22 protein-coding genes and 1 tRNA gene are annotated in these 26,956 nt (G+C 59.8%); 14 read left to right on the top strand and 9 right to left on the bottom strand.

Annotated features, from left to right (window positions below; all coding sequences use genetic code 11):
* The first annotated feature begins 111 nt into the window (after window positions 1-111).
* Both KGB25_RS16200 and KGB25_RS16195 read left to right on the top strand, forming a co-directional pair.
* A complete protein-coding gene (locus tag KGB25_RS16200; RefSeq protein WP_223435735.1) occupies window positions 112-1,851 on the top strand; it encodes a dipeptidase in 1,740 nt (579 codons plus the stop codon).
* Between the two features lie 288 nt (window positions 1,852-2,139).
* Window positions 2,140-3,396, top strand: a complete 1,257-nt coding sequence (locus tag KGB25_RS16195; protein ID WP_223435733.1) for an OprD family porin — start codon at window positions 2,140-2,142, stop codon at window positions 3,394-3,396.
* Window positions 3,397-3,459: 63 nt separating this feature from the next.
* Here the strand turns inward: KGB25_RS16195 and KGB25_RS16190 are convergent, their stop codons facing one another.
* The 3 genes from KGB25_RS16190 to KGB25_RS16180 all read right to left on the bottom strand — a co-directional run bounded on the left by KGB25_RS16190 (window position 3,460) and on the right by KGB25_RS16180 (window position 6,129).
* Window positions 3,460-3,924 (bottom strand): RidA family protein, encoded by a 465-nt coding sequence (locus KGB25_RS16190; protein WP_223435726.1) that lies wholly within the window; start codon window positions 3,922-3,924, stop codon window positions 3,460-3,462.
* Between the two features lie 79 nt (window positions 3,925-4,003).
* A complete protein-coding gene (locus KGB25_RS16185) occupies window positions 4,004-4,753 on the bottom strand; it encodes a creatininase family protein (RefSeq protein ID WP_223435724.1) in 750 nt (249 codons plus the stop codon).
* A gap of 62 nt (window positions 4,754-4,815) precedes the next feature.
* Complete coding sequence (locus KGB25_RS16180; protein WP_008037095.1) at window positions 4,816-6,129, bottom strand: MFS transporter; 1,314 nt, start codon at window positions 6,127-6,129, stop codon at window positions 4,816-4,818.
* A gap of 138 nt (window positions 6,130-6,267) precedes the next feature.
* Here KGB25_RS16180 and KGB25_RS16175 point away from each other — a divergent pair, with 138 nt between their 5' ends.
* Window positions 6,268-7,206 carry a LysR family transcriptional regulator gene (locus KGB25_RS16175; RefSeq protein ID WP_008037096.1) on the top strand — a complete coding sequence of 313 codons (939 nt, stop codon included), beginning with the start codon at window positions 6,268-6,270 and terminating at the stop codon, window positions 7,204-7,206.
* A gap of 135 nt (window positions 7,207-7,341) precedes the next feature.
* Here the strand turns inward: KGB25_RS16175 and KGB25_RS16170 are convergent.
* The 6 genes from KGB25_RS16170 to KGB25_RS16145 form a co-directional block, all read right to left on the bottom strand.
* Window positions 7,342-7,417 (bottom strand) — tRNA-Gly (locus tag KGB25_RS16170).
* A 67-nt stretch (window positions 7,418-7,484) separates the two neighbouring features.
* Complete coding sequence (gene pgsA, locus KGB25_RS16165) at window positions 7,485-8,042, bottom strand: CDP-diacylglycerol--glycerol-3-phosphate 3-phosphatidyltransferase (protein ID WP_008029556.1); 558 nt, start codon at window positions 8,040-8,042, stop codon at window positions 7,485-7,487.
* Between the two features lie 32 nt (window positions 8,043-8,074).
* Complete coding sequence (gene uvrC, locus KGB25_RS16160) at window positions 8,075-9,898, bottom strand: excinuclease ABC subunit UvrC (protein ID WP_008029554.1); 1,824 nt, start codon at window positions 9,896-9,898, stop codon at window positions 8,075-8,077.
* Between the two features lie 2 nt (window positions 9,899-9,900).
* Window positions 9,901-10,542: a UvrY/SirA/GacA family response regulator transcription factor gene (uvrY, locus tag KGB25_RS16155; protein ID WP_223435722.1), complete on the bottom strand. Its 642-nt coding sequence runs from the start codon at window positions 10,540-10,542 to the stop codon at window positions 9,901-9,903.
* 126 nt (window positions 10,543-10,668) lie between these two features.
* Complete coding sequence (locus KGB25_RS16150; protein ID WP_223435713.1) at window positions 10,669-11,112, bottom strand: GNAT family N-acetyltransferase; 444 nt, start codon at window positions 11,110-11,112, stop codon at window positions 10,669-10,671.
* Entirely contained in the window at window positions 11,112-11,870 is a 759-nt protein-coding gene (locus KGB25_RS16145) for a carbon-nitrogen hydrolase family protein (RefSeq protein WP_223435711.1), read from the bottom strand. The genes KGB25_RS16150 and KGB25_RS16145 overlap by 1 nt, the downstream gene beginning before the upstream one ends.
* Window positions 11,871-12,496: 626 nt before the next feature.
* On the opposite strand from KGB25_RS16145, the gene KGB25_RS16140 reads away from it, so the two are divergent.
* From KGB25_RS16140 to KGB25_RS16090, 11 genes are all read left to right on the top strand, one after another.
* Window positions 12,497-13,570: a 3-deoxy-7-phosphoheptulonate synthase gene (locus KGB25_RS16140; protein ID WP_223435708.1), complete on the top strand. Its 1,074-nt coding sequence runs from the start codon at window positions 12,497-12,499 to the stop codon at window positions 13,568-13,570.
* A gap of 226 nt (window positions 13,571-13,796) precedes the next feature.
* A complete protein-coding gene (locus KGB25_RS16135) occupies window positions 13,797-14,678 on the top strand; it encodes an esterase/lipase family protein (protein WP_223435702.1) in 882 nt (293 codons plus the stop codon).
* Window positions 14,679-14,761: 83 nt separating this feature from the next.
* The gene (locus KGB25_RS16130; protein WP_008029538.1) at window positions 14,762-15,043 is read left to right on the top strand and encodes a peptidylprolyl isomerase; all 282 of its coding nucleotides are present in this window, start codon (window positions 14,762-14,764) and stop codon (window positions 15,041-15,043) included.
* A 136-nt stretch (window positions 15,044-15,179) separates the two neighbouring features.
* Window positions 15,180-17,048: an extracellular solute-binding protein gene (locus KGB25_RS16125; RefSeq protein WP_223435695.1), complete on the top strand. Its 1,869-nt coding sequence runs from the start codon at window positions 15,180-15,182 to the stop codon at window positions 17,046-17,048.
* Entirely contained in the window at window positions 17,048-18,109 is a 1,062-nt protein-coding gene (locus KGB25_RS16120; protein WP_008029533.1) for a microcin C ABC transporter permease YejB, read from the top strand. Before KGB25_RS16125 ends, KGB25_RS16120 begins: the two co-directional genes overlap by 1 nt.
* The gene (locus tag KGB25_RS16115) at window positions 18,109-19,131 is read left to right on the top strand and encodes an ABC transporter permease (protein ID WP_008037110.1); all 1,023 of its coding nucleotides are present in this window, start codon (window positions 18,109-18,111) and stop codon (window positions 19,129-19,131) included. Before KGB25_RS16120 ends, KGB25_RS16115 begins: the two co-directional genes overlap by 1 nt.
* 14 nt (window positions 19,132-19,145) lie before the next feature.
* A complete protein-coding gene (locus tag KGB25_RS16110) occupies window positions 19,146-20,726 on the top strand; it encodes an ABC transporter ATP-binding protein (RefSeq protein WP_223435693.1) in 1,581 nt (526 codons plus the stop codon).
* Between the two features lie 119 nt (window positions 20,727-20,845).
* Window positions 20,846-22,261, top strand: coding sequence for a sigma-54 interaction domain-containing protein (locus KGB25_RS16105; RefSeq protein ID WP_008033794.1), 1,416 nt, complete (start codon window positions 20,846-20,848; stop codon window positions 22,259-22,261).
* Between the two features lie 297 nt (window positions 22,262-22,558).
* On the top strand, window positions 22,559-23,950 hold the full coding sequence (locus KGB25_RS16100) for a GntP family permease (protein ID WP_008037115.1): 1,392 nt from the start codon (window positions 22,559-22,561) through the stop codon (window positions 23,948-23,950).
* Between the two features lie 7 nt (window positions 23,951-23,957).
* Entirely contained in the window at window positions 23,958-24,731 is a 774-nt protein-coding gene (hbdH, locus tag KGB25_RS16095) for a 3-hydroxybutyrate dehydrogenase (RefSeq protein WP_008033792.1), read from the top strand.
* 141 nt (window positions 24,732-24,872) lie between these two features.
* Window positions 24,873-26,828 carry an acetoacetate--CoA ligase gene (locus tag KGB25_RS16090; protein WP_223435690.1) on the top strand — a complete coding sequence of 652 codons (1,956 nt, stop codon included), beginning with the start codon at window positions 24,873-24,875 and terminating at the stop codon, window positions 26,826-26,828.
* Window positions 26,829-26,956 lie beyond the last annotated feature (128 nt).

Here is a 26,956-nt window from a genome sequence, read left to right as displayed (position 1 = left end):
TGGGTAAACGCAGCGTCCTTTAAACCATCGCGAGCAGGCTCGCTCCTACAGTGTTAATGTTGAAATGTTTTGTTTCATTAATCAGACACCTGCAAAGGAATGCCTTCAACAATGGACTTCTCACTCAAGCACCTGGCCGCGACAACGTTGATGCTGGCCAGTCTTTCGTCGTTCACCACAGCAGCGCACGCCAACATTACCCCGCAGCAAGGCGCGGCCATCCTCAAGACGTTCAGTGACGCATCGATCACGGATTTCAGGCAGTTCCTGACAAGCGTGGCCAAGAGCGACCTGGCCAAAACCGACGACCTCGGCACGGCAATCTCAGCCTTCCTCGACAACAAGAGCCTTTCCGCCGACCAGCAGAACGAAATCCATCGCCTGCTCGGCCTCTATGCGCGGGTGAAATACGGCAGCGCCGCCACCGAGACGCTGCGTGAACTGGTGGCCATCCCGACCTTCCGCGTGGACGGCGTTGCCCAGCACGACAACCCTGAATTCATCAAGATCGCCGACAAGATCAAGAGCCTGGCCCAGGCCTTCAACCTGACCTTTCGCAACGTCGACAACCGCGTCTATGAAATATCCCTCGAAGGGAGCGGCGATGAAGTGGTGGGCATTCACGCCCACGCCGACGTGGTGCCCGTGACACCGGAAAACTGGGTCCTGAAAGACGGCACCCGCCTCGATCCGTTCAAGGTCACCCTGATTGGCGATCGCATGTATGGCCGTGGCACCGAAGATGACAAAAACGGCATCGTGGTGGCGCTCTACGCCATGAAAGTCATCAAGGAAGAAAAGCTGCCGCTGGCGAGGAATTTCAAACTGCTGGTGGACACCACCGAGGAAACCAGCGGCGACGCCATCCCTTATTACTTCGAACACAACCCCACACCCAACTACAACCTGGCGCTGGATGGCGGCTACCCGGTGGTGATCGCCGAGAAAGGCTACGGCACGGTCATGGCCAACTTCCCCAAGCGCAAGGCTGACGGCAAGGGCGCTGAAATCGTCTCGATGACTGGCGGCCTGGCCACCAACCAGATTCCGTCGGCGTCGGTCGCCACCCTGCTGAGTGACAAACCCGCCGAGCTGGCCGCCAGCCTGCAAAAGGCCGGTACCGAGTACGCCAAGCGCAATGGCGGCGATTTCGAGGTGACGGCCAAGGTCGTCGGCAAAGACGTCACGCTGACAGTCACCGGCGTTTCCGCCCACTCCTCCGAGCCCGAGTCCGGAATCAACCCGGTGGCGAGAATGCTGGTGTTCATCAACAGCCTCGACGGCAAGGTCGCCCTCAAGCACAACCACATCACCGACGCGGCCCGCTACGCTGCCGACAACTGGGGGCTCGATTATCTGGGTGGCAAATTGGCGGTCGGTTTTTCCGATGCGTTCATGGGGCCGTTGACCACCTCCCTGACCTTTGTCGGGATGGATGAAAACACCTTCAAACTCGCGGTCAACCTGCGCGTACCGAAAGGCAAGTCCCCGGAAGTGCTCAAGCGCGAAATCGCCGACAAGCTCGACGCCTGGAGCAAGAAATCCCAGGTTGCGGTGGCCTTCGATTACTCGATCGCCGAACCGATGTACCGCAATCCCGAGGGTGAATGGGTCAAGGCGCTTCTCGCCGTGGCCAGCGAAAACCTGGGCATGGAACACAAATTCGGCACCTCGGCCGGCGCCACTTCTGTCCATGAACTGCCCAATGGCGTGCAATTCGGCCTGGCCAGACCCGAAGTCAAATACACCGGCCACACCGACAACGAGTTCAAGACTGTCGACCAGTTCCTGCTGGACCTGCAAATCGTGACCGAGATGTTCGGGCGCATCGGCCAGCTGCCAAAACTCTAAGCCCTCCCCTTCGGACCCGCTGCTCTGGCGGGTCCGACGCTTACAACGTCCTGACCCACTTTCCTGAAGCAGTCTTTTCACACCTTGCCATCAGCGTTGCTTCCAGAGCAACGATCTCTGAATAAAGTTGCTCTTGCTGCCATTGCTCAATGGAGCGAGCATCGCTCTCGACACCGGAGCGGCTGCGAGCGCCACATCCTGCCGGCTGTCTTACCTCCCCCGCACGCGCACAAGCCCCGACAGAGGGCCTACGGGAGAGTCATGTCTAATAAAAACAAGAGTTAAATTATGACCAGAGACAAAGGCAAACTGTGTGTACTGCTGTTTACCGGGGCTGGCGCCAACCTTGCCCAAGCCGCCGACAGCGGATTCGTCGAACAGTCCACCGCTACCCTGCAAACCCGAAACTATTTTTTCAGCAGAGACTTCTCCGATATCCGAGGCTCGGAAAAATCGATGGCTCAGGAATGGGCCCAAGGGTTCATCCTCAACTTCAAATCCGGCTACACACCCGGGCCGGTAGGATTCGGCCTGGATGCCATCGGCAAATTCGGCATCAAGCTCGACAGCAGCCCGGACCGGGTCAACTCGGGGTTATTGCCGGTCAAGGACGATGGCCATGCCGCTGACAATTATGGTCGTCTCGGGTTGGCGGCGAAGATACGCGTTTCCAAAACCGAGCTGAAGGTCGGTGAACTGCAACCCAACCTGCCGACACTGGTCTTCAGCGACATCCGCTTGCTGCCCCCGGCCTATCAGGGTGCGAGCATTACCAGCAGCGAAATCCCCGGCCTGACGCTGCAAGCCGGACATTTGACCTCCACGACCCTGCGCAATGAAGCCGGCGAGAGCAAACTCCAGGCGTTGCTGGGCAACAAGCCGCAACGGCAAGTGTCGAGTGATGCCTTCAACTACGTGGGCGGCGATTACGCGTTCAACAGTAACCGCACCACCGTGAGTGCCTGGCATTCCCGACTGGAAGATATCTATGAGCAAAACTTCTTCGGTTTGAAACACAGTGTGCCGGTGGGCAGTTGGGTGCTGGGCGCCAATCTTGGTTACTACGACGCCCAGGAAGAAGGTCGCAAACTGGTGGGCAAGGTCGACAACCAGTCCTTCTTCTCGTTGCTATCGGCCAAGCTCGGTGGCCATACGTTTTATGCCGGTTACCAGGGCATGTACGGCGACAGCCCCTTTCCTCGCGTGTTTCTCAATGTCAGCGCCCTTGGCAACGAACTGCCGACCTACGAGTTCGTCTCCACCCATGAGCGCTCCTTTCAACTGCGCTATGACTATGACTTCGCGGCCCTCGGTGTGCCTGGCCTGCTAGCCAGCACACGTTATGTCACCGGCGACAATGTGAAGACGGGGATGGGCTATGAAGGCAAAGATCGGGAGCGTGACCTCGACCTCAGTTACACCTTCCAGGCAGCCCCATTGAAAGGCCTCGGCGTGCGAGTGCGCAACGCGCTGGCACGCTCCAACTACCGCACGGATATCAACGAGAACCGACTGATCATCAGCTACACGTGGACGCTGTTCTGATTTCTAAAAACAAGTGTGGGGGCGAATCACTTCGCCCCCACAGGTTTTACTGTTACCCGGCCTTCAACTGACTTCCACGGTCATCTCGATTTCGACACAGGCACCCAACGGAATCTGTGCCACGCCGAATGCCGAGCGCGCGTGTTTTCCCTTATCCCCGAACACCTCGGCGAGCAGCTCCGAGGCGCCGTTCGTGACCAGATGCTGCTCGGTGAAACCGGACGTTGAATTCACCAGGCTCAGCACTTTGACAATCCGCATGACCCGATTCAGATCGCCAAGATGCGCGTGCAGCGTCGCCAACAAATCGATGGCGGTCATACGTGCGGCCACATAGCCCTCCTCTGTCGTCAGCGTTTCGCCCAGCTTTCCTGCCCAGACTTTACCGTCTTGCTTCGCGATATGGCCGGACAGGTAAACGACGTTGCCACTCTGCGCACTCATAACATAGGCTGCTGCGGGAGCACCGGTGGTGGGCAACTCGATACCGAGGTCTTTCAGGCGGGTATAAACATCATGTTCAATCATGGGTTTTCCTCGAATAGAACGTGCCAACGCCCGGAACTTCCGGGCGCTGGGCAAGTTGAAAAACGGTTGATCCGGTGGTTTAGCCGGGTATCGATTCGCGGCTGAAGGCGTCGACTTCCTGCACCAGGCTCTGCGCTGCCATCATCACCAGAGCACGGCCTTTGTCCGGGTTGGCCAGGGACGGATCCGAACCCATGCGGCCATCCGGATGGCGTGCGCGGAAATCCAGTGCTTCGCGAATCGGCCCCCACGGCGCGATCTGCGGCGAGTACCCGGCGGTTTTGATGGAATCCGGGTAGGCCCATTGGGTCACGGCAATCTCGGACGGCGTGGCATGAATGCCGTGTCCCTCAGGAAACTGCTCCCGCGCCAACTCACCGATTCCCTCCAGATCCCACCAGTTGCACAACTTCAGTGCGAACCCTGCAGGGCGTCGAGCGAAGCTTGCTTCGGCATAGAGCTCCGAGAACGCCGCTTCAATCGATGCGACGTTGCCGCCGTGGCCATTGAGGAAGAGGATTCTTTCAAACCCGTGAGCGGCCAACGAACGCACCCAGTCGCCAATGGCCGCGATGAACGTCGAAGGACGAAGTGAAATGGTCCCGGGGAATCCAAGATGGTGTTGGGCCATGCCGATGTTGAAGGTCGGTGCTATCAGGATGTCTGCCGACTTCTGCGCTTCGCACGCAATGATTTCGGGGCACATCCAGTCGGTCCCCAAAAGACCGGTCGGACCGTGTTGTTCATTGGAGCCGATCGGGATCACGATGGTGCGGCTGCGTTCAAGGAATTGCCCGATCTCGGCCCAGGTCGATAGGTGTAAAAGCATGTGGGTTCTCTCTTTAAAAGGGTTCCTTTCGGAACACGACTGATCAAGTGGGAGGCGGTTGATCAACCCGCGCTGAATTCAGAAACCGGGCGCTCACGCGGTTGCCGTTTGGTGGCAAGGATCACGAACGCTGCACACAGGAAGACGCAGCCCACAACGACGATGCCGAGATTGGCGCTGCCGGTTGCCGTTTTTGCCCAGCCAATCACCGCAGGCCCCCAGAAGCCGCCGGAAAGCCCGATGGTGTTGATCAAGGCAATGCCTCCCGCCGCCGCATCACCCTTGATGTGCTCGGAGGGCATCGCCCATAACACGGTGTAGGCCATGAACATCATGGCGGTCGCCACGGTCAGCAGAACCAGCGACGCCATCAGGTTGCCGTCGGCAAAGGGATACATGAGCAACAGGATGGCGCCAATGCCCGCAGGGACTGCGCAGTGGTAGCGTCGTTCGCCGACCCGGTCGGACCGACGCCCTATCCAGTACATGCCGCATGCCGCCGCGACATAAGGAATTGCGGCATACCAACCCAGCTGCATGGTGTCGTTGACGCCCTGAGCCTTGAGGATTGCCGGCAGCCAGAAACTCATGGCGTAGATCGAGAAGATGATGCAGAAATAGGCTGACGCGAGGATGTAGATTTTCGGGTCGCGCAACACCGCCCGGAACGAATGGGCTCGCCCCGACGATGTACCGAGTTCACTCTCCAGCAGTGTCCTTTCTTCAACACTCAGCCATCGGGCCTCCGAGGGCCGATTGGAGAGTACGAAATAGGTCAGGATGCCAAGGAACACGCAAGGCAGTCCTTCAATCAAAAACATCCATTGCCAGCCGGCCAGGCCACCAACGCCTTCGAACGTGGTGATCAGCCAGGCAGACAGCGGACCGCCGATAATGCCGCCGATGGGGCCGGCAATAAACACGATCGCAATGGCCCGCGCCATGCGCTTCGGGCCGTACCAGCAAGACAGGTAATAGATCATGCCAGGGGCAAAACCGGCTTCGAATACACCCAGCAGAAAACGCATCGCATAAAACATTGGCACGTTGCGCACAAAGAGCATGCAGGCCGATGTGATGCCCCAACACACCAGAATGCGGCTGAAGGTTTTTCGCGCCCCCACCTTCGGCAACATCAGGTTGCTCGGCAACTCAAACAGCACGTACCCCAGAAAGAAAATACCCGCGCCCGCTCCGTAGGCCGCATCGGACAGTCCGAGATCATTTTGCATCTGCAGCTTGGCGAAGCCGACGTTGATCCGGTCCAGATACGCAAAGACGTAGCAAATGAACAGGAGTGGCAACAGCCGCCAATTGAGCTTGCGGTAAAGGGCAGAAACGGCATCACTGCTTGCCGGTGTCAGTAAGGTTGACATGCGAGTCTCCAATTATTCTTGTTGGTCTGCGTTCGTGCCAAAGAATGTTGCACCGGCACCGCAGCCCCAGCAAGAGCAACTAAGTTCGTGTATCGTTGCCCTACAGGCAACACAAACTTTCTGGCCGGAGGGCCCGGGATGCGCGAGATCAACCAACAACGGCTGCGGTATTTTCACGAAGTGCTGGTCCACGGCTCGATTCGTGGCGCGGCGGACAGCATCAATACGTCGCCCTCCGTTATCACGCGCCAGATCAAGCTGCTGGAAGAGGAACTGGGCGCAAAACTGTTCGAGCGCCAGGCACGCGGCGTGCAGCCCACCGAGGCGGCGGCGCACTTGCTGGAGTTCTGGCGCGGTTATCGATCACACCAGGAGAAACTCGAAGACCAGCTTCAAGCGATCAAAGGCCTGCAACAGGGCCAGGTGCGAGTCGTCATCAGTGAGGGCTATGTCGATGCCTTGGTCGACAACGTGCTCGCCCCCTTCTGCAAACAGTACCCCAAGCTCGATGTCCGGCTGGACATTCTTCCCGTCGACGACGTACTGAACGAAGTCGCCGAAAACCGTGCGCACATCGGCCTTGCCTACAATCCTCCGCCGCATTCGCAAATCGATTACCGCGCGACGTCATCGCAGCCAGTGATGCTGCTGGTTCGCCCTGATCATCCGCTGGCAGTGCGAGGGGGAACGGCAACCGTCGAGGACATACTCACCTGCCGACTGGTGCTGACGCCCCCCACCTTCGGTATCGGGCATGCGATCAAGATGCTTGAGTACGCCGAGAAAATCGAAATCCGCCCGGCACTGGTCAGCAACTCCCTCGCCGCGCTCAAGCGACTGGTGGCCTCCGGAGATTTCACCTCGTTGCTCGGCGAATTCGCTGCCTATCGGGAAATCGAACAAGGCAGCCTCGCGGCGGTACTGATCGACCATCCGCTGTTTCTGGGCGTGGAGGCGAAACTGCTGGTGAAGTCCGGCCGACCGCTGGCCGCTCCCGCTCAGGAGTTGCTGAACTGGATGTTGCAGCGCTTGCCGATGTTTGGGTCGGGTGACGGAATCAGATTGGCTTCTCGGTGATCTCAGCGCTGTTTGCTGATAGGCGCAATGAAATCGCTGGAATGAAAAAAGAGGCTGATGCCTCTTTTTCTAATGCCAACCAAAAAAAACGCACAAAAAAAAGCGCCACTCATTGAGTGGCGCTTTTTCTGTATTTGGAGCGGGAAACGAGACTCGAACTCGCGACCCCGACCTTGGCAAGGTCGTGCTCTACCAACTGAGCTATTCCCGCGTCTTGGTGGTGCGCATTCTATAGAATCCAGAAGCTCCGTCAACCCCTTGATTCAAAAAAGTTTTATTTATTTTTCCACATCGGTCTTCAGATGCGGCCAGGCAGCCCGCAGGTATTGAACCATGGACCACAATGTCAGGCCCGCAGAGATCATCAGCAAGGCGTAACCCACCAGGACCCAGAACGTGAAGTCCGACGGATTGGCCAGCAGGATCACCAGCGCCAGCATCTGCGCAGCGGTTTTCCATTTGCCCAGGTTCGACACGGCGACGTGAGCGCGAGCGCCGAGCTCGGCCATCCACTCGCGCAGTGCCGATACCACGATCTCGCGACCGATGATCACGGCAGCCGGCAGCGTGAGCCACAAATTACCGTGTTCCTGCACCAGCAGCACCAATGCCACGGCGACCATCAGCTTGTCGGCCACCGGATCGAGGAACGCCCCGAACGGCGTACTTTGCTCCAGACGACGAGCCAGGTATCCGTCCAGCCAGTCTGTGGCAGCGGCAAACGCGAAGACCGAAGCGGACGCCAGGTAGCTCCATTGGTAAGGCAGGTAGAACAGTAAAATGAAGATCGGGATAAGCAGGACGCGTAGAACGGTAATCAGATTAGGGATATTCATCGGCACAACTGGCTACGAGGTGAGGGGGCATTCTACTCGCTGTGCAGATTTGCATAAATCAACTCTGCGAGCTTTTTACTGATCCCGGGTGCTTTGGCGATCTCTTCGATGCTGGCACGAGACAGCTCCTGCAATCCACCAAAATGTTTCAACAAATCGCGCCGACGGGTCGGACCCACCCCGGCCACACCCTCAAGCGTAGACGTACGGCGCGTTTTGCCACGACGGGCACGGTGTCCGGTAATTGCAAATCGGTGGGCTTCATCGCGGATCTGCTGGATCAAATGCAGCGCCGGAGAATCGCCACGCAAGGTAAATTCATGGGCGGCGTCATTGAGGTACAAGGTTTCGAAACCGGCCTTGCGCGTCGCACCCTTGGCCACGCCCAGCAGAATCAGGTCGGGCACCGCCAGCTCATTGAGCACATCGCGCGCCATGGACAACTGCCCCTTGCCGCCGTCCACCAGCAGAATGTCCGGCAACTTGCCCTCCCCGTCCTTCAGTTTGCTGAAGCGCCGGGTCAGGGCCTGGTGCATTGCGGCGTAGTCATCGCCGGGCGTGACGCCTTCAATGTTGTAGCGACGGTAGTCGGACTTGATCGGACCTTCAGGGCCGAACACCACGCAGGACGCCACGGTCGCTTCGCCGCTGGAGTGACTGATGTCGTAGCACTCGAGGCGCTGCGGCGGCTCATCCAGTTTCAGCACGTCGGCCAGGGCATCGAAACGTGCCGCAACGTGTTGGCGGTTGGCCAGGCGCGCGCCCAGTGCCTGCTCGGCATTGGTCACGGCCAATTGCTGCCAGCGTGCCCGCGTGCCACGAACCCTGTGACTGATGCTCAGTTCACGACCGCGCAGCTCTTCGATGGCCGCGATCAGGGTCGGGAAGTCTTCGTGAACCACGTTGACGATCAGCTCGCTCGGCAAGTCGCGTTCGGGGCTGCTGACGAAGTACTGACCGAGAAACGCGGCCATGACTTCTGAAACGTCTTCCTCAATGCCCACCTGCGGAAAGAAATTCTTGCTCCCCAACACCCGACCACCGCGCACGCTGATCAAATGGACACAGGCACCGCCCGGATTGACGAACGCGGCGATGACGTCGACGTCACCGGTCCCGCCTTCCATGCTCTGTTGATCCTGGACCCGGCGCAGCAACGAGATCTGGTCGCGCAATTCGGCGGCACGTTCGAATTCGAGGTTGATCGCAGCCTCTTCCATGCCGGCGGACAATTCATCGGTCAGCGCATTGCTGCGCCCTTCGAGGAACATCACCGAGTGACGAACGTCCTCGGCGTAAACCTCGGGCTCCACCAGCCCCACGCACGGCGCCTTGCAACGTTTGATCTGGTATTGCAGGCATGGGCGTGTGCGGTTCTTGTAGTAGCTGTCTTCGCACTGGCGAACGAAAAAGGTTTTTTGCAGCAGGCTCAGGCTTTCGCGAATCGCCCCGGCGCTGGGATAAGGGCCGAAATATTTGCCCTTGGCCTTTTTCGCCCCACGATGAATGCTCAGGCGTGGGAACTGACCGTCGGAAAGAAACACGTACGGGTAGGATTTATCGTCGCGCAGCAGAATGTTGTAGGGCGGACGCCATTCCTTGATCAGCGTCTGCTCAAGCAGCAAGGCTTCGGTTTCGTTGGCCGTGATCGTCGTTTCGACCTGGGCGATACGCGCCACCAGCGCAGCGGTCTTGGGCGCGAGGCCGGACTTGCGGAAGTAACTCGACAGACGATTCTTGAGATTCTTGGCCTTGCCGACGTAGAGCAGGCGTGCCTCGCTGTCGAACATGCGATAGACGCCGGGGCGTCCGCTGACCGTCGACAGGAAAGCACTCGGATCGAAGGTGTCAGTCATTTTCAGAGGCTGGCATCAACCATGCCGTGACGAACTGCCAACAGCGTCAATTCGACATCGCTGCTGATCGAAAGCTTTTCGAAAATTCGGTAACGGTAGGTGTTCACGGTTTTGGGCGACAGGCACAGTTTGTCGGAAATGATCTGGACCTTCTGGCAGCCGACAATCATCAGCGCGATCTGGATTTCCCGCTCCGACAGTGCGTCGAAGGGCGAATCGTTGGTCGGCTGAAAGGATTTGATCGCCAGATGCTGGGCAATCTGCGGGCTGATGTAGCGTTGCCCGGCAAACACCAGACGGATGGCCTGGACCATTTCCGGCAACCCGGCGCCCTTGGTCAGGTAGCCCGCGGCCCCGGCCTGCAACAAACGTGTAGGAAACGGATCTTCCTCGCACACGGTGACCGCGACGACCTTGATATCCGGATGACTGCGCAACAATTTGCGCGTGGCTTCAAGACCACCGATACCCGGCATCTTGACGTCCATCAGCACCACATCGGGTTTCAACTCACGCGCCTTGAGCAGGGATTCTTCCCCGGACTCAGCCTGGCCGACTACTTGCAGGCCATCGATGTCAGCCAGCATTCGTGTAATGCCTGTACGAACGAGATCATGGTCATCGACTACTAGCACCCTAATCAAGCAGACACCTCGCGATATGGTCTTATTGAGTTGCCGACACCTTAGCAAAAAGCAACTGGCAGACCTAGCGGCAAGCGTCATATAAAAAGTTTCAATACATCTTGAAAGGCTTGTCTCATGCGTGTTTCAGCGATACGAGGCATCGACATCGCGCTGCATTCTCAGGAAACACTCGTCTTTGCCGACCACTGCCAGGCCCTTTCGCTCGTATAACGCTTTCGCCGGATTATTTTCAAAAACCGTCAGGCGCAATGCCGGGCGTCGTTCCTTGCACGCCATTGCCAATACCTGATCGATCGCCCAGGAACCGGCGCCCTGCCCCCGGAACACTTCGAGCACGTGTAACTCACGGATATACAAGGCCCTTGCATCCCGACTCAGGCTTACATAACCCAGCCGTACATCATCACGGACGATCAGCCAGTTTTCCCGCCCCGCCCAGGCCACATCAAAAGCCTCGTCCTGCCACAGCAGATCGTGCTGAATGTAGTAGCGGAGCATGGTTTTACAGGTCAGTTCACGAGCAAAGTCGAGGTCTTGCGATGTCGCAGGACGTAATTCGAATCCCATCAGGCCTCCGCGACGGCGACGACGCGCCCCGTCCAGCTGTCAGCATTGCGGCGAGCAACGACCAGCAGATTGCCCGTGCCAGGTGCGGCAGCGATCAGCGAACCGTCCGACGCCCAGATGGCGCTGCGTCCTGCCGACTCCCAGCCCCCCGTCGCACCGCCATGGTTGGCCATCAGCACCGCCATCGAATGCCTGACGGCATAGCCTTGCAACAACGCAGTATCGGGGGCGTAACCATTTTCGGTGATCAGCACGCCTGCGGCATACAGGTCGGCGCCCTGTTGCGCCGCTGCGGCCGCATGACTGGCGTGGGAAAAATCGGCGCACACCGCCAAGGCTATCGTATCTCCGCCGATGGTCAGGGGCGAACCGCCAGTGCCCGGTGCAAACGCGACTTCCTCGCCGGGATGCAGATGCTGCTTGCTGTAGACCCCGAGTGAACCATCGGCGCCCAGTACCAGCGCTCCAATCAACACCGGCGAATGCTCCGACAGACGAACAGGCATCCCGACTACGGTCGTTACGCCGACTTCCTGCGCAAAATCGCGCAACGGTTGCAGCACCGAATCCTCCGGTGCAATGGCCAACTCAACCGCCAGCCCGCGCTCGTACCCGGTCAGCGAGAGTTCCGGAAACACCAGCAACTGCACGCCCTGCTCCGCCGCCACCTGCATGAAGCGTTGATGCCACGCAATATTGGCGGCCAGGTCTCCGGCGATGGAGATCGATTGAGCGGCGGCGATGGTCAGCGTCGTCATGGTTCGTCCTTGTGACGTTGTGTTTTTGTTTAAACGGCGAGTGTGTCACAACCGCCGACGCACTCAAGCGATAGAAAACGCCGCCAGCAACCAATAGCAATTTCTGATTGAATCCGTGTACCGGCCTCTAGTAAGCTCGGCGCATCCATCGGAGACAGACCATGTTCAACGCCCTCTCACAGCTTCGTTCCGCCAGCGCCCCGCGCTCGGTTGCGGCTGCCCGGGTGAATGTCGTTTGCGCTTCGGTCAGCTTTTATTTTGGGTATTGGTTTAGCCACTGGCGCGCCTGATACCCACACGGCGCCCACTTTAAACGGGTCGCCACCAGAGAATTCTCAACCCCCGGTCGGCCTCCCGACCGGGGGTTTTGTTTTTTCAGCCCCCACACTTTTTAGCAACAACCAGACATTTTGAGGATTCACGACATGAACTACGCCACTTATTACCGTCACGACAGTTTTACCGCCTGGCGATTTAGCAGCCTCCGCTCGGGACAGCCTGCCGCCTCCGATCGGTCACCCACAGGTGGCAAGCACACACACGCAGCCAATCCGGCCAATTGTCGAACACCCCAGTAGGGCCGAGCGCGCGGGAACGAACCCGCCGCCCGCCCAGGAAGCCTGAACATGAACTCGTCCGTCTCTGCTTTGCCGCTGTCCACCCTGAGCCCTGCCAATGAAGCGCTGACCTTGCGCCTGCCGAGCTCATTGCAACTCAAACAGCAACTGCCGCTCAGCAACGCCCTGACCCGGCAAGTCGCCGCCCACCGCGATGCGGTCCGCGCGATTATCAACGGTGAAGACTCCCGTTTGCTCGTCATCGTCGGTCCTTGCTCGATTCACGATCCGCAGTCCGCCCTCGAATACGCCAGTCACCTCGCCCGCCTCGCCGCCGACGTCAGCGATGAAATGCTGCTGGTGATGCGCGCCTACGTCGAAAAACCCCGTACCACCGTCGGCTGGAAAGGCCTGGCCTACGATCCGCACCTGGACGGCAGCGACGACATGGCCGGTGGCCTGACCCTGTCACGGGAGCTGATGCGCGAAATGCTTCGACTCGGCCTGCCAATTGCCACCGAACTGCTGCAACCGATGGCCGCCGGGTACTTCGACGACCTGCTCAGCTGGGTCGCCATTGGCGCCCGCACCACTGAATCGCAGATCCACCGGGAAATGGCCAGCGGCCTGAACATGCCGGTCGGCTTCAAAAACGGCACCGATGGTGGCGTCGGTGTTGCCAGTGACGCCATGCGCTCGGCCGCTCATCCGCATCGGCATTTCGGTGTCGACAGTCAGGGGCACCCCGCGATCATCCAGACGCCCGGCAACCCTGACACTCACCTGGTATTGCGCGGCGGTCATCGCGGCCCGAACTACGACCGCGCCAGCGTCGCCCAGGTGAACAGCGACCTGACCAAACTGAAGATCCCGGCCCGGATCATGGTCGATTGCAGCCACGCCAACAGCGGCAAAGACCCGCTACGTCAACCGGCGGTGTTCAACGATGTGCTTGAGCAGCGTCTGCAAGGTGATCGCTCGCTGATCGGGATGATGATTGAGAGTCACCTGTTCGAGGGTTGCCAGCCGCTGAGTCCGTCGCTTCAGTACGGTGTATCGGTGACGGATGGTTGCCTTGGCTGGGAGGGGACCGAAACGTTGTTGCGTTCAGCGGCGGAACAGCTGAGAACCGCACGCGGCTGACAGGCAAATGACATTCCGGAGGTAGGTCATTGCAGAACTCTGCGCTACCTCCGATTAAAGGACGTCCGGACATTCGGAAAAGAGCCTCCTGCTGATTCGAATATTCGTACATTCCCTATTCCGTTATCCCCCATTCACAGCGGCTTTTTCATACATCGCGCAAACGTCCGGGTGCTTTAGAGTGGGCCCCGGACACACTCACGAACTCCCGCGAAAAGGTATGAACATGCAACGGAATGCAAGCACCCTCCATCCCATCCTGTTGGTCCACGGCCTGTTTGGTTTCGATCGGATCGGCCCTTTCGAACTGTTCCATGACATCAAGCAAACCCTCAGGAGCGCCGGCGCCAGAGTGTTCATCCCACACCTGTCGGCTACCCATACCAATGAAGCGCGAGGTGACCAGCTTCTGGCACAGATCGAACGGGTGCTGGAAGGGACCGGTGCAGACAAGGTCAACCTGATCGGGCACAGCCAGGGAGCGCTGGCCGCCCGCTATGCCGCAGCGATAGCGCCGCAAATCGTTGCGTCGGTGACCTCGGTTAGCGGGCCCAACCATGGCTCGGAACTGGCGGATTTCCTGCGCAAGGCGCTGACGCCTGGACAGCTGCCGGAACAGGTCGCCGATACGGTGGCCACGTTGTTCGCTGACTTCCTGTCCTTGTTGAGTGGCGACCGCCACCTGCCACAAAACGCGATCGCTGCGCTCAATGCCTTGACCACCGAAGGCGTCAGCGCGTTTAACGAGAAATACCCTCAAGGACTGCCGAAAACCTGGGGCGGCAAGGGCAGCGAGCGGGTCAACGGCGTTCGCTACTATTCCTGGAGCGGAACCCTGCAGGGCAACCTCCTCGATGAAGGGCTCAACGCACTTGACCCACTGAATGGGTGCTCCCGTGCTTTTGCCAGGTACTTCACCATCGAGGCTGAGCAAAACGACGGCATGGTCGGCCGCTTCAGCTCTCATCTGGGCAAGGTGATCCGCTCCGACTATCCGCTGGACCACCTGGACAGCATCAGCCAGACAGTCGGTCGGGTTCGCAAAGACATCGACCCGATTGACCTGTACGTGGAACATGCCGAACGTCTGCGCAAGGCGGGTCTGTGACCCGAGCGGAACTTTGAGGAGAAATAGCCTACTGAATCCGGTAGGCTGAGCACTTTACTGAACATTAGAAGGAGTATTTTTCCATGGCTAAAGCCACTGCCCGTCACATCCTGGTTGCCAGCGAAGACAAGTGCAACGAACTCAAAGCCCAAATCGAGGCTGGCGCCGATTTCGCCGAAGTTGCCAAAGCCAACTCCACTTGCCCGTCCAGCCGTCAGGGCGGTGACCTGGGTTCGTTCGGTCCGGGCCAGATGGTCAAGGAATTCGACACCGTGGTCTTCAGCGCACCGATCAACGTCGTGCAAGGCCCGGTCAAGACCCAGTTCGGCTACCACTTGCTCGAAGTGACCAGCCGTCAGGACTGAGTCATTCGCGTAGTTTCATGCACAACGGCCCGCCTTTTGGTGGGCCGTCGTGTTTCGGGTACGTGATACGACTGGCGAGGGACGCGCCGCTAGCGTACAAATTGCGGTTATCGATCACCCGGCTCTAAGGCTGAAAATGCGACTGGCTTTCCCTGTTTTGTTGTTCACTGCCGTGACCCTGCTACTGGGCGCCGCCGGTGTGAACGCCGCACCGCAACACGCGCTGACCGTCTACGGCGAACCGCCCAAGTACCCGGCCGGCTTCAGTCATTTTGCCTACACCAATCCGCAAGCGCCCAAGGGCGGTACGATGCGTCGCTCGGCGATCGAGATCGGGCATTTCGACCATGTCCTGCCTTATATAGACAAAGGCATCGGCGTGACACAGATCGACGGCTTGATCTATTCGCCGCTGGCCCAGCGTTCGCAGGACGAGCCGTACACCGTGTACGGTCTGGTGGCGCAGAAGATGGAGCGTTCGGATGACGGGTTATCGCTGCGTTTCTACCTCAACCCCAAGGCTCGCTTCGCCGACGGCAAGCCGATCACCGCCGAAGACGTGCGTTACACCTTCGACCTGCTGATGACCCAGGGCAGCTTGCGTTATCGCACCCAGTTCGCCGACGTCAAAGGCGTCGAGGTGGAATCCCCGCTGACGGTGCGTTTCGACTTCAAAAGCAACGAAAACCGTACCCTGCCCCTCGACATCGCAACCTTGCCGGTGTTTCCCGAGCACTGGTGGAAAACCCGCGATTTCGCCAGCGGTGGTGGTTACGAGCCACCACTGGGCAGCGGCCCGTACAGGGTGGGCAAGGTCGACTCCGGGCGCAGCATCACCTTCGAACGCAATCCGGACTGGTGGGGCAAGGACCTGCCGGTCAGCCGTGGGCTGTACAACTTCGATCACTTCAGCATCGAGTACTTCGGCGATACCGATGTCGCACGTCAGGTGTTGCGCGGTGGTGCCTACGACTACAACCGCGAATTCTCCGCCACCGCCTACTCCATCGGTTACGAAAGCCCGGCCCTCAGCGACGGTCGCCTGCAAAAGGCGCACCTGGCCAGAGAAGCGCCGCAATCGGCCCAGGGCTTTGTGTTCAATCTGCAGAACCCGATGTTCCAGGACCGCCGCGTCCGCCAGGCACTGGTGATGCTGTGGGATTTCGAATGGAGCAACCGGCAGATGATGCGCGATATGTATATCCGCCAGCAGAGTTTCTTCTCCAACTCCGCCCTCGCCGCCCGCAGCCTGCCGGATGCTGCCGAACTGGCGATTCTCGAACCGCTGCGCGGGCAGATCCCCGACGAGGTGTTCACCAAAGTCTTCGAAGCGCCGAAAACCGACGGCAGTGGCGTGATCCGCGACAAACAACTGCAAGCACTGGATTTGCTCGAACAGGCCGGCTGGAAACCCGATGGCGATCAATTGGTGAATGCCGAGGGCCAGCCGCTGAGCTTTACCTTCCTGGTCAGTCAGAACGGTATGGACCGTTTGCTGTTGCCTTACAAGCGCACGCTGAAGCAGATCGGCATCGACCTGAACATCCGCCGCATCGACTCCTCCCAATACGTCAATCGCCTGATGTCCCGGGATTACGACATGATCGTCACCGGCTACCCGGTCACCACGTCGCCGGGCAACGAGTTGAATAACTATTTTGGTTCGGCAGCGGCCAACGATCCGGGCTCCAACAACTACATGGTGTTGAAGAACCCGGCGGTCGATACGCTGGTCAACGGTCTGGTCCGCGCCACCACCCAGGCCGACATGTTGCACTACGCCCATGCCCTCGACCGGGTACTGCAATGGAACTATTACTGGATTCCCAACTATTACCCGCCGGGCAGCTCGACCGTGTGGTGGAACCGTTTCGGCATTCCCAGCGTGCAAGCAGCCAATGACGAAGCCATCGAGAGCTGGTGGGAAGTGAGCACCACGCCGCTGACCAACCAACAGATGACCGCCGAACTGATCAAGCGCGGCAAACCCGGAGGGCCGCACTGATGTGGGCTTATATTCTGCGGCGCCTGCTGCTGATCATTCCGACCCTGGTGATCATTCTGCTGGTCAACTTCGTCATCGTTCAGGCCGCGCCAGGCGGCCCGGTCGAACAGGCGATCGCGCACCTGCAAGGCATCGGCGGCGCCAGCGTCGGCGGCGGCTCCGGCGAGGTCATGAGCGGCAGTTCGCGAGCCAGTCGCGGCCTCGACCCGCAACTGATCAAGGAAATCGAAAAACAATACGGCTTCGACAAACCGGCCCATGAACGCCTGTGGTTGATGCTCACCAGTTACGCGCGACTGGACTTCGGCAAAAGCTTTTTCCGCGGCGCCACGGTCACCGACCTGATCCTCGAAAAAATGCCGGTGACCATTTCCCTCGGGCTCTGGGCTACGCTGATCACCTATCTGGTGTCGATCCCGCTGGGCATCCGCAAAGCCGTGCACCACGGCAGCCAATTCGATATCTGGAGCAGCACCGCGATCATCATTGGCTACGCGATGCCGGCGTTCCTGTTTGCGATGTTCCTGATCGTGGTGTTCGCCGGCGGCACGTCGCTGAACTGGTTTCCGGTGCGCGGCCTGGTCTCGGACAATTTCGACTCGCTGTCCACCGTGGGCAAGATCGCCGACTATTTCTGGCACCTGGTGTTGCCGGTCACGGCGCTGGTCATCGGTGGATTTGCCACATTGACGATCCTGACCAAAAACTCCTTCCTCAATGAAATCACCCGTCAGTACGTGGTCACGGCGCGCGCCAAAGGCATGAGCGAACGTCGCGTGCTGTACGGCCACGTGTTCCGCAATGCCATGCTGCTGGTGGTGTCGGGCATACCTCAGGCGTTCATCAGCGTATTTTTCGCCGGCTCGTTGTTGATCGAGGTGATCTTCTCCCTCGATGGCCTGGGCCGCATGAGCTATGAAGCCGCAGTGTCGCGGGATTATCCGGTGGTGTTCGGTTCGCTGTTCATCTTCACGCTGTTCGGCCTCCTGATAAAACTGGTCGGCGACCTGTGCTACACCCTGGTCGACCCGCGTATCGACTTCGCCGCGAGGAATGCCTGATGTTCAAGCTTTCGCCGTTGGCGCGCCGCCGTTTCGACCGATTCAAGAAAAACCGCCGTGGCTGGTGGTCGCTGTGGCTATTTGTCGGCCTGTTTTTGCTGACCCTCGGTGGCGAGCTGATCGCCAACGACAAACCGCTGGTGGTCAGTTATCAGGGCTCGTTGTACTTCCCGGCGTTCAAGCGCTACACCGAGCAGGCGTTCGGCGGGCAACTGCCGTTCCAGGCGGATTACCGCAGTGACTATGTACAGAAGCTGATTAAAAAGGACGGCGGATGGCTGCTGTTTCCGCCGATCCCGTTCAGCGACGACACGCCTAACTACGACCTGAACAAACCGGCACCAAGTCCACCGTCGAATGTGAATTGGCTGGGCACCGACGACCAGGCTCGCGACGTGCTGGCACGGGTGATTTTCGGCGCGCGGGTGTCGATTCTGTTTGCACTGATGCTGACCTTTGTCAGCGCACTGATCGGCATCGCCGCCGGCGCGCTGCAAGGCTATTACGGCGGCTGGGTTGACCTGATCGGCCAGCGTTTGCAGGAGGTCTGGTCGGGTCTGCCGGTGCTGTACCTGCTGATCATTCTGTCGGGGTTTGTCGAGCCGAATTTCTGGTGGCTGCTGGGGATCATGGCGTTGTTTTCCTGGCTGGCACTGGTGGACGTGGTGCGTGCCGAGTTCCTGCGCGGGCGCAACCTCGAATACGTCAAGGCTGCGCGGGCACTGGGTCTGACCGACCGCAAAGTCATCGTGCGGCACATCCTGCCCAACGCGATGAACGCGACGCTGAGCTACCTGCCGTTCATTTTGACCGGGGCTATTTCGACGCTCACCGCGCTGGACTTCCTCGGTTTCGGCATGCCGGCCGGCAGTGCCTCGCTGGGCGAGTTGATCGGTCAGGGCAAGCAGAATCTGCAAGCGCCGTGGCTGGGGCTGACCGCGTTTTTTACCCTGGCGTTGATCCTGTCTTTACTGGTGTTTATCGGCGAGGCGTTGCGAGATGCCTTTGACCCTCGATCCTGACGCGGACTGTTGATATGAGTAACAACCTGATCGAAATCCGTGACCTCTGCGTGGCCTTCAGCGGCCAGACCGTGGTGCGCAACCTGTGTCTGGACATCCGCCCCGGTGAATGCCTGGCGCTGGTGGGTGAGTCGGGTTCCGGCAAATCGGTGACCGCGCACTCGATCCTGCAACTGCTGCCCGAGACCGGCACCGAAACCAGCGGCAGCATCCGCTATCGCGGCAAGGAGTTGCTCGGCGCTTCGTCCAGGGTTTTGCGAGAGTTGCGGGGCAACCGCATCGCCATGATCTTCCAGGAGCCGATGACCTCGCTCAATCCGCTGCACAGCATTGAAAAGCAGATCGGTGAAACCCTGCTGCTGCACAAGGGCCTGACCGGCAAAGCTGCGCAGGCGCGGATTCTGGAGCTGCTGCACCTCGTGGGCATCCAGAAGCCCAAAGAGCGGCTCAAGGCGTATCCGCATCAACTGTCCGGCGGCCAGCGGCAACGGGTGATGATCGCCATGGCGCTGGCCTGCGAGCCGGAGTTGCTGATCGCCGACGAGCCCACTACTGCGCTCGACGTTACGGTGCAGCGCAAGATCCTGATCCTGCTCAAGTCCCTGCAACAGCGGCTCGGCATGTCATTGCTGCTGATCAGCCATGACCTCAATCTGGTGCGCAGCATCGCTCAGCGTGTGTGCGTGATGAAGGCCGGGGAAATCGTCGAACAGGCGCCGTGCGAAACGCTGTTCACCGAGCCGAAACATCCCTACAGCTGCGTACTGCTGAACGCCGAACCGGAAGGCCAGGCGCTGCCCCGTGACGAGCGCGAGAACGTTCTGGAAGTGGACAATCTTTGCGTGCGCTTCCCCCTCGGTGGCGGGCTGTTTCAGCGCAAAACGTACTTGCATGCCGTGGACGGCATCAGCCTGAATGTCCAGCGGGGCAAGACATTGGGCATTGTGGGTGAGTCCGGCTCGGGCAAGTCGACACTGGGCCAGGCGATCCTGCGCCTGCTCGACTCCGAAGGCAGCATTCGCTTTCAGGGCGCGGCGCTGGACGGCCTGACGCAAAAGCAACTGCGGCCATGGCGCAAGAAAATGCAGGTGGTGTTCCAGGACCCTTTCGGCAGCCTCAGCCCACGGATGTCCGTGGCACAAATCATCAGTGAAGGCCTGGAAGTGCACAGCCAGTTGACGGCGGACGAATGCAAGGCCGAAGTGATTCGGGCCTTGCAGGAAGTCGGCCTCGACCCGCAAAGCCGCCATCGCTACCCCCACGAATTCTCCGGCGGCCAGCGCCAACGCATCGCCATCGCCAGGGCGCTGGTGCTGAAGCCCGCGCTGATCCTGCTGGACGAACCGACCTCGGCGCTGGACCGCACCGTGCAGAAACAAGTGGTCGCACTGCTGCGCCAGCTTCAGGAAAAACACGGCCTGACGTATCTGTTTATCAGCCACGACCTGGCGGTGGTGCGCGCCCTGGCCCACGACATGATCGTGATCAAGGACGGCAAAGTGGTGGAAAGCGGCGCCAGCCACGACGTGTTTGATTCACCGCAGCATCCGTACACCAAAGAGCTGTTGGCGGCGGCGCATCTGCAGCAGGCATAAAATCGCGTCGCTGCCTTCGCGGGCAAGCCTCGCTCCTACAGGTGAACGCGATCCCCTGTAGGAGCGAGGCTTGCCCGCGAAGAGGCCGGACCAAGCAATACACAATCAGGATCTGCACTATGAACACCACCGAAAGCCTCAAGGATTACCAGCGCGTTCGTCTGTTGGCGATCCGTTCGCTGTTCGAGATCATCGAGCAGTCCAGTGAAGGCACGGTGATTGTCGATCGCGACGCGAACATCGTCTGGATGAACGAACGTTATGCCCGACGCTTCGGTCTGGATTCGGCGCAAGTGGCCATCGGCAAGGCCTGCGAAAGTGTGATCCCCGGCAGCCTGCTGCGGGAAGTGGTGCGCACCGGCCGACCGATTCTGCTCGACATGCAGGACACCCCCAAAGAACCGTTGGTGGTGATGCGCCTGCCGATCCACGACGACGCCGGCGTGGTGATCGGCGCCATCGGTTTTGCGTTGTTCGATGAGTTGCGCAGCCTGTCCCCGATGCTCAAACGCTACATGAGCATGCAGGAAGAACTGGCCTCCACCCGCTCGCTGCTGCGGGCGCGGCAGACCAAGTACAACTTCGCGCATTTTATCGGCACCAGCGCGGCCAGCCTCGAAGTCAAACGCCGCGCCCGACGCAGTGCCAGTGCTGATTCCCCCGTTTTGCTGCTCGGCGAAACCGGCACCGGCAAAGAACTGCTGGCGCAGGCGATTCATGGCGCATCACCCCGTGCGCACAAGGCTTTCGTCAGCATCAACAGCGCAGCGATTCCCGAGGCGCTGCTTGAGGCCGAATTTTTCGGCACCGCCCCCGGCGCGTTTACCGGCGCCGATCGCAAGGGTCGCGTCGGCAAGTTGCAGATTGCTCAGGGCGGTACGCTGTTTCTCGATGAAATCGGCGACATGCCGCTGCCGCTGCAAAGCAAGCTGCTGCGGGTGTTGCAGGAAAAGGAATTCGAACCGGTCGGGTCCAACGAAGTGATTCAGAGCGATGTGCGGGTGATCGCCGCGACCTCCACCGACCTTGAAGCGGCGATCAAACGCGGCGAGTTTCGCGCCGATTTGTATTACCGCCTCAATGTGCTGCCGATCCAGGTGCCGCCGCTGCGTGATCGTCTCGATGATTTGCCGGCCTTGAGCGAGGCCATTCTTGAAGAACTGCGCAGTCAGCACGAGCTGAACCGCGAAGCGCTGGAGTTGCTGGCCCGACACGCCTGGCCAGGGAACATTCGCGAGTTGCGCAACGTGCTGGAACGGGCGGCATTGCTCAGTGACGATCTGATGCTGAACGCGACCGATATCCGCGCGGCGATTGGTACGTTTACACCGGTGGAGCGTGTGGCGCCTTTAAAGGTTGAGTCGGTGGCACACGAGACGTTCAGTGAGGCACGTGAACGGTTTGACCGGCAGTTGATTGAATCGGCCCTCGCGCAATGCGGTGGAAAAGTGATTGAGGCGGCGGCGCGGCTGGGGCTTGGGCGGTCGACGTTGTACAAGAAGATGGTGGCGTTGGGGATTGCAGAGTCTCAATAAAGAGACATGTATCTCCATTGTTAGACACTCCCTCGGAGCGCTGCGCGCTCATCGCCGGCAAGCCGGCTCCTACAGGAGATCGCATTCACAACACGCACCCTGTAGGAGCCGGCTTGCCGGCGATGAGGCCCTCGACATCACAAAAAATCTCAAAACAGAGACAAATACGCTCATCCGCCTCTGAAAAAACAATAAATATCCTTATATTTCAATATGTTGCCACCTTGGCACAAATCTCGCTAAAGCCCTCCCCCACACCGTTTCACCCCACAAAAATAACAATCCAGGAGACACACCATGAGTGTGATCATTGCCTTGGCAGCCCTCGCGCTGCTGATGCTCGCGGCCTACCGTGGCTACAGCGTTATCCTTTTTGCCCCGATTGCCGCCCTCGGCGCCGTCCTGCTCACCGACCCTTCCGCCGTCGCCCCTGCTTTCACCGGGGTGTTCATGGAGAAAATGGTCGGCTTCATCAAACTGTATTTCCCGGTGTTCCTGCTCGGCGCCGTGTTCGGCAAGCTGATTGAGCTGTCGGGTTTTTCGCGCTCCATCGTTGCGGCGGCGATTCGCCTGCTCGGCACCCGTCAGGCGATGCTGGTGATCGTGCTGGTTTGCGCCCTGCTCACTTACGGCGGCGTGTCGCTGTTTGTGGTGGTGTTTGCGGTCTACCCGTTCGCGGCCGAGATGTTCCGCCAGAGCAATATTCCCAAGCGCCTGATCCCGGCGACCATCGCCCTCGGCGCCTTCTCGTTCACCATGGACGCCCTGCCCGGCACCCCGCAAATCCAGAACATCATCCCCAGCACCTTCTTCAACACCACCGCGTGGGCGGCGCCGTGGCTGGGTTTGATCGGCGCAATCTTCGTGGTCTGCGCCGGCATGGCGTTTCTGCAGCGCCAGCGCAACAAGGCTCAGATTTCGGGCGAAGGCTACGGCACCGACCTGCGCAACGAGCCGGAAACCGCTGCCGATATCAAACTGCCGAATCCATGGATCGCGCTGTCGCCGCTGTTGGCCGTCGGCATCATGAACCTGTTGTTTACCCAGTGGATTCCCCAGTGGTACGGCAAGACCCACAGCCTCGCGCTGCCAGGCATGGCCGCACCGGTAACCACCGATGTCGCCAAACTCACGGCGATCTGGGCAGTTCAGGCTGCCTTGCTGGTCGGCATCATCATGGTGTTGGTGTTCGGCTTCCAGGCGATTCGCGGCAAGTTGGCTGAAGGCAGCAGAAGTGCAGTCAGCGGTTCATTGCTGGCAGCAATGAACACGGCGTCCGAATACGGTTTTGGTGCGGTAATCGCGTCCTTGCCAGGCTTTCTGGTGCTGGCCGACTGGCTCAAAAGCATTCCCAACCCGCTGGTCAACGAAGCGATCACCGTGACTTTGCTGGCCGGTATCACCGGCTCCGCATCGGGAGGCATGAGCATTGCGCTGGCGGCCATGGCCAATGACTTCATCGCTGCGGCCCATGCGGCCAACATTCCCCTGGAAGTGCTGCACCGCGTCGCCGCGATGGCCAGTGGCGGCATGGACACCCTGCCGCACAACGGCGCGGTCATCACCTTGCTGGCGGTGACCGGCCTGACCCACCGCGAAGCCTACAAAGACATTTTCTGTATTACGCTGATCAAGACCCTGGCGGTTTTTGTGGTGATCGGTACTTTCTACGCCACTGGCATTGTGTGAGGTATTCATGACGACTCTTTCAGGCAAGACCGCACTGGTCACCGGTTCCACCAGCGGCATCGGCCTGGGCATCGCCCTCAGCCTGGCCAAGGCTGGCGCCAACCTGATTCTCAACGGTTTCGGCGATGCCTCCACAGTGATTGCCGAGGTTGAACAGTTCGGCGGCAAGGTCGGTCATCACCCCGCCGATGTCAGCGACCCGGCGCAGATTGCCGACATGATCGCCTACGCCGAGCGCGAGTTCGGCGGCGTGGACATTCTGGTCAACAACGCCGGCATTCAGCACGTGGCGTCGGTGGAAGATTTTCCCGTGGAGCGTTGGGATTCGATCATTGCGATCAACCTGTCGTCGGTGTTTCACAGCACCCGTTTGAGCTTGCCGGGCATGCGCGCCAAGGGTTGGGGACGGGTTATCAATATCGCTTCGGTGCATGGCCAGGTCGGTTCGGTGGGCAAGGCGGCTTACGTCGCGGCCAAGCATGGGGTGATCGGTTTGACCAAGGTGGTCGGCCTGGAAACCGCCACGACCAACGTCACCTGCAACGCCATCTGTCCAGGCTGGGTATTGACGCCGTTGGTGCAGAAGCAGATTGACGACCGCATCGCCAAAGGGGTTGATCCGCAGCAGGCGCAGCACGATTTGCTGGCCGAGAAGCAGCCGTCGCTGGAGTTCGTTACGCCGCCTCAGCTGGGTGAACTGGTGCTGTTTTTGTGCAGTGAGGCCGGCAGCCAGGTGCGGGGCGCGGCGTGGAATATAGATGGTGGGTGGTTGGCGCAGTGATTGGGCGATAGACCGCGTTATCGTTCTTCGCGGGCAAGCCTCGCTCCTACAGGTCGTGCGTCGTTCATGAAAACACCGATAACCTGTAGGAGCCGGCTTGCCGGCGATTGGATCTCGAAATAGAAAAAGAAGAGGCAAAAAATGTCCGACATCCTCTGGCAACCTGACGCCAAACGCATCGCCAAGACCCGCATGGACGCCTTCCGGCGCTCCATCAATCAGCGCCACCACCTCGACATTGCCGACTACGCCGCCCTGCACCAATGGTCCATCGATCAACGGGTCGATTTCTGGCAAGCCATCGTCGACTTCTTCGACATCCGTTTCCATACGCAACCGGATGCCGTGCTGATCGAAGGCGATCACATGCCCAGCGCCCAGTGGTTTCCCGGCGCCACCCTGAACTTTGCCGAACACCTGCTGCGCCGTCGTGACGATGCCGTCGCCGTCATTGCGATCGGTGAAAACGGCCAGCGCGAACAATTGACTTGGGCCGAACTGGCCGAGCATGTCGCCGGTTTTCAAAACAGCTTGATCGCCGTCGGTGTCGGCCTTGGCGACCGCGTCGCCGCGTGCATGCCGAACACCTGGCAAACCCTGGTCGCCATGCTCGCCACCACCAGCCTCGGGGCGATCTGGTCCTGTTCGTCGCCGGACTTCGGCACCCAGGGCGTCATCGACCGCTTCGGCCAGATCGAACCGAAAGTGCTGATCACCTGCGCCGGTTACCGTTATGCCGGCAAAGACATCGACCAAAGCGCCAAGGTCAACGAAATCCTTGAACGCCTGCCGTCGCTGCAACAGCTGATCGTGGTGCCTTACGCACGACCCCAGACGCACATCAAAGACTTCCGCACCCACGCAGGCGTGACGCTTTGGGATGCGTTCTACGAACCGGGCGGCGAGCCGGATTTTGTTGCCGTGCCTTTCGCCCATCCGCTGTACATCCTCTATTCCAGCGGCACCACCGGCGTGCCCAAATGCATCATCCACAGCACCGGCGGCGTGCTGTTGCAGCACGTCAAGGAACACGGCCTGCATTGCGACCTCGGGCCCGGCGACCGCTTGTTTTACTACACCACTTGCGGCTGGATGATGTGGAACTGGCTGGTGTCGGCCCTGGCCGTCGGCAGCGCCGTGGTGCTGTACGACGGCTCGCCATTTCATCCCGGCCCGGAGCGCTTGATCGACCTGATCGACGACGAGCGCATCAGCGTGTTCGGCACCAGTCCCAAGTACCTCGCGACCCTGGAAAGCAACGGCGTGAAGCCTCGGCAAAGCCATGATCTCGGCACGCTGAAAACCTTGTTGTGCACCGGTTCTGCGCTATCGCCGCAAAGCTACGACTACGTCTACCGTGACCTCAAGGCCGACCTGTGCCTGGCGTCGATGTCCGGCGGTACCGATATCGTTTCGTGCTTCGTGAATGGCAATCCGCTGCTGGCGGTGCGTCGCGGCGAAATCCAGGGCAAGAGCCTGGGGATGGCGGTCGAAGTCTGGAACGATGCCGGCCGCGCGGTGATTGGCGAAAAAGGTGAACTGGTCTGCACCCGACACTTTCCGGCCATGCCCGTCGGCCTGTGGAACGACCCGACCGGGGAAAAACTGCGCGCGTCTTATTTCAGCCTGTTCCCCGGCGTCTGGGCCCAGGGCGACTACGCCGAACAATTGGCTCACGGCGCGATGATGATTCATGGGCGCTCGGACGCGGTGCTCAACCCCGGCGGCGTGCGCATCGGCACGGCGGAAATTTACCGTCAGGTGGAGAAAGTCCCGCAAGTCACCGACAGCGTGGCCATCGGTCAGCAATGGCAAGACGACGTGCGAGTCGTGCTGTTCGTGCGACTGGTCGAGGGCGTCGAACTGGACGAGGCGCTGCAACAGCAGATCCGCCAGGTCATCCGCGCCAACACCACGCCACGTCACGTACCGGCGAAGATTGTCGCGGTGACGGACATTCCGCGCACCATCAGCGGCAAAGTGGTCGAGTTGGCGGTGAGGAATGTGGTGCATGGCCAGCCGGTGAAAAACACCGACGCGCTGGCCAATCCCGAAGCGCTGGAGCAATTTCGGGATCGACCGGAACTCAACACTTGAAACACACCCCGTTGTAGGAGCCGGCTTGCTGGCGATGGGGCCCTTGGATTTGCATCGATCATGCGGACGTCATCGCCGGCAAGCCGGCTCCTACAGTGGATCGGTGTGAACGTTGAAACTGGCGTTCA

The organism is Pseudomonas sp. BF-RE-21, assembly GCF_019947305.1.
GTDB lineage: Bacteria > Pseudomonadota > Gammaproteobacteria > Pseudomonadales > Pseudomonadaceae > Aquipseudomonas > Aquipseudomonas migulae.
The sequence above is the reverse complement of the archived record's forward strand: the minus strand, read 5'-3'. Positions and strand labels throughout refer to the sequence as shown.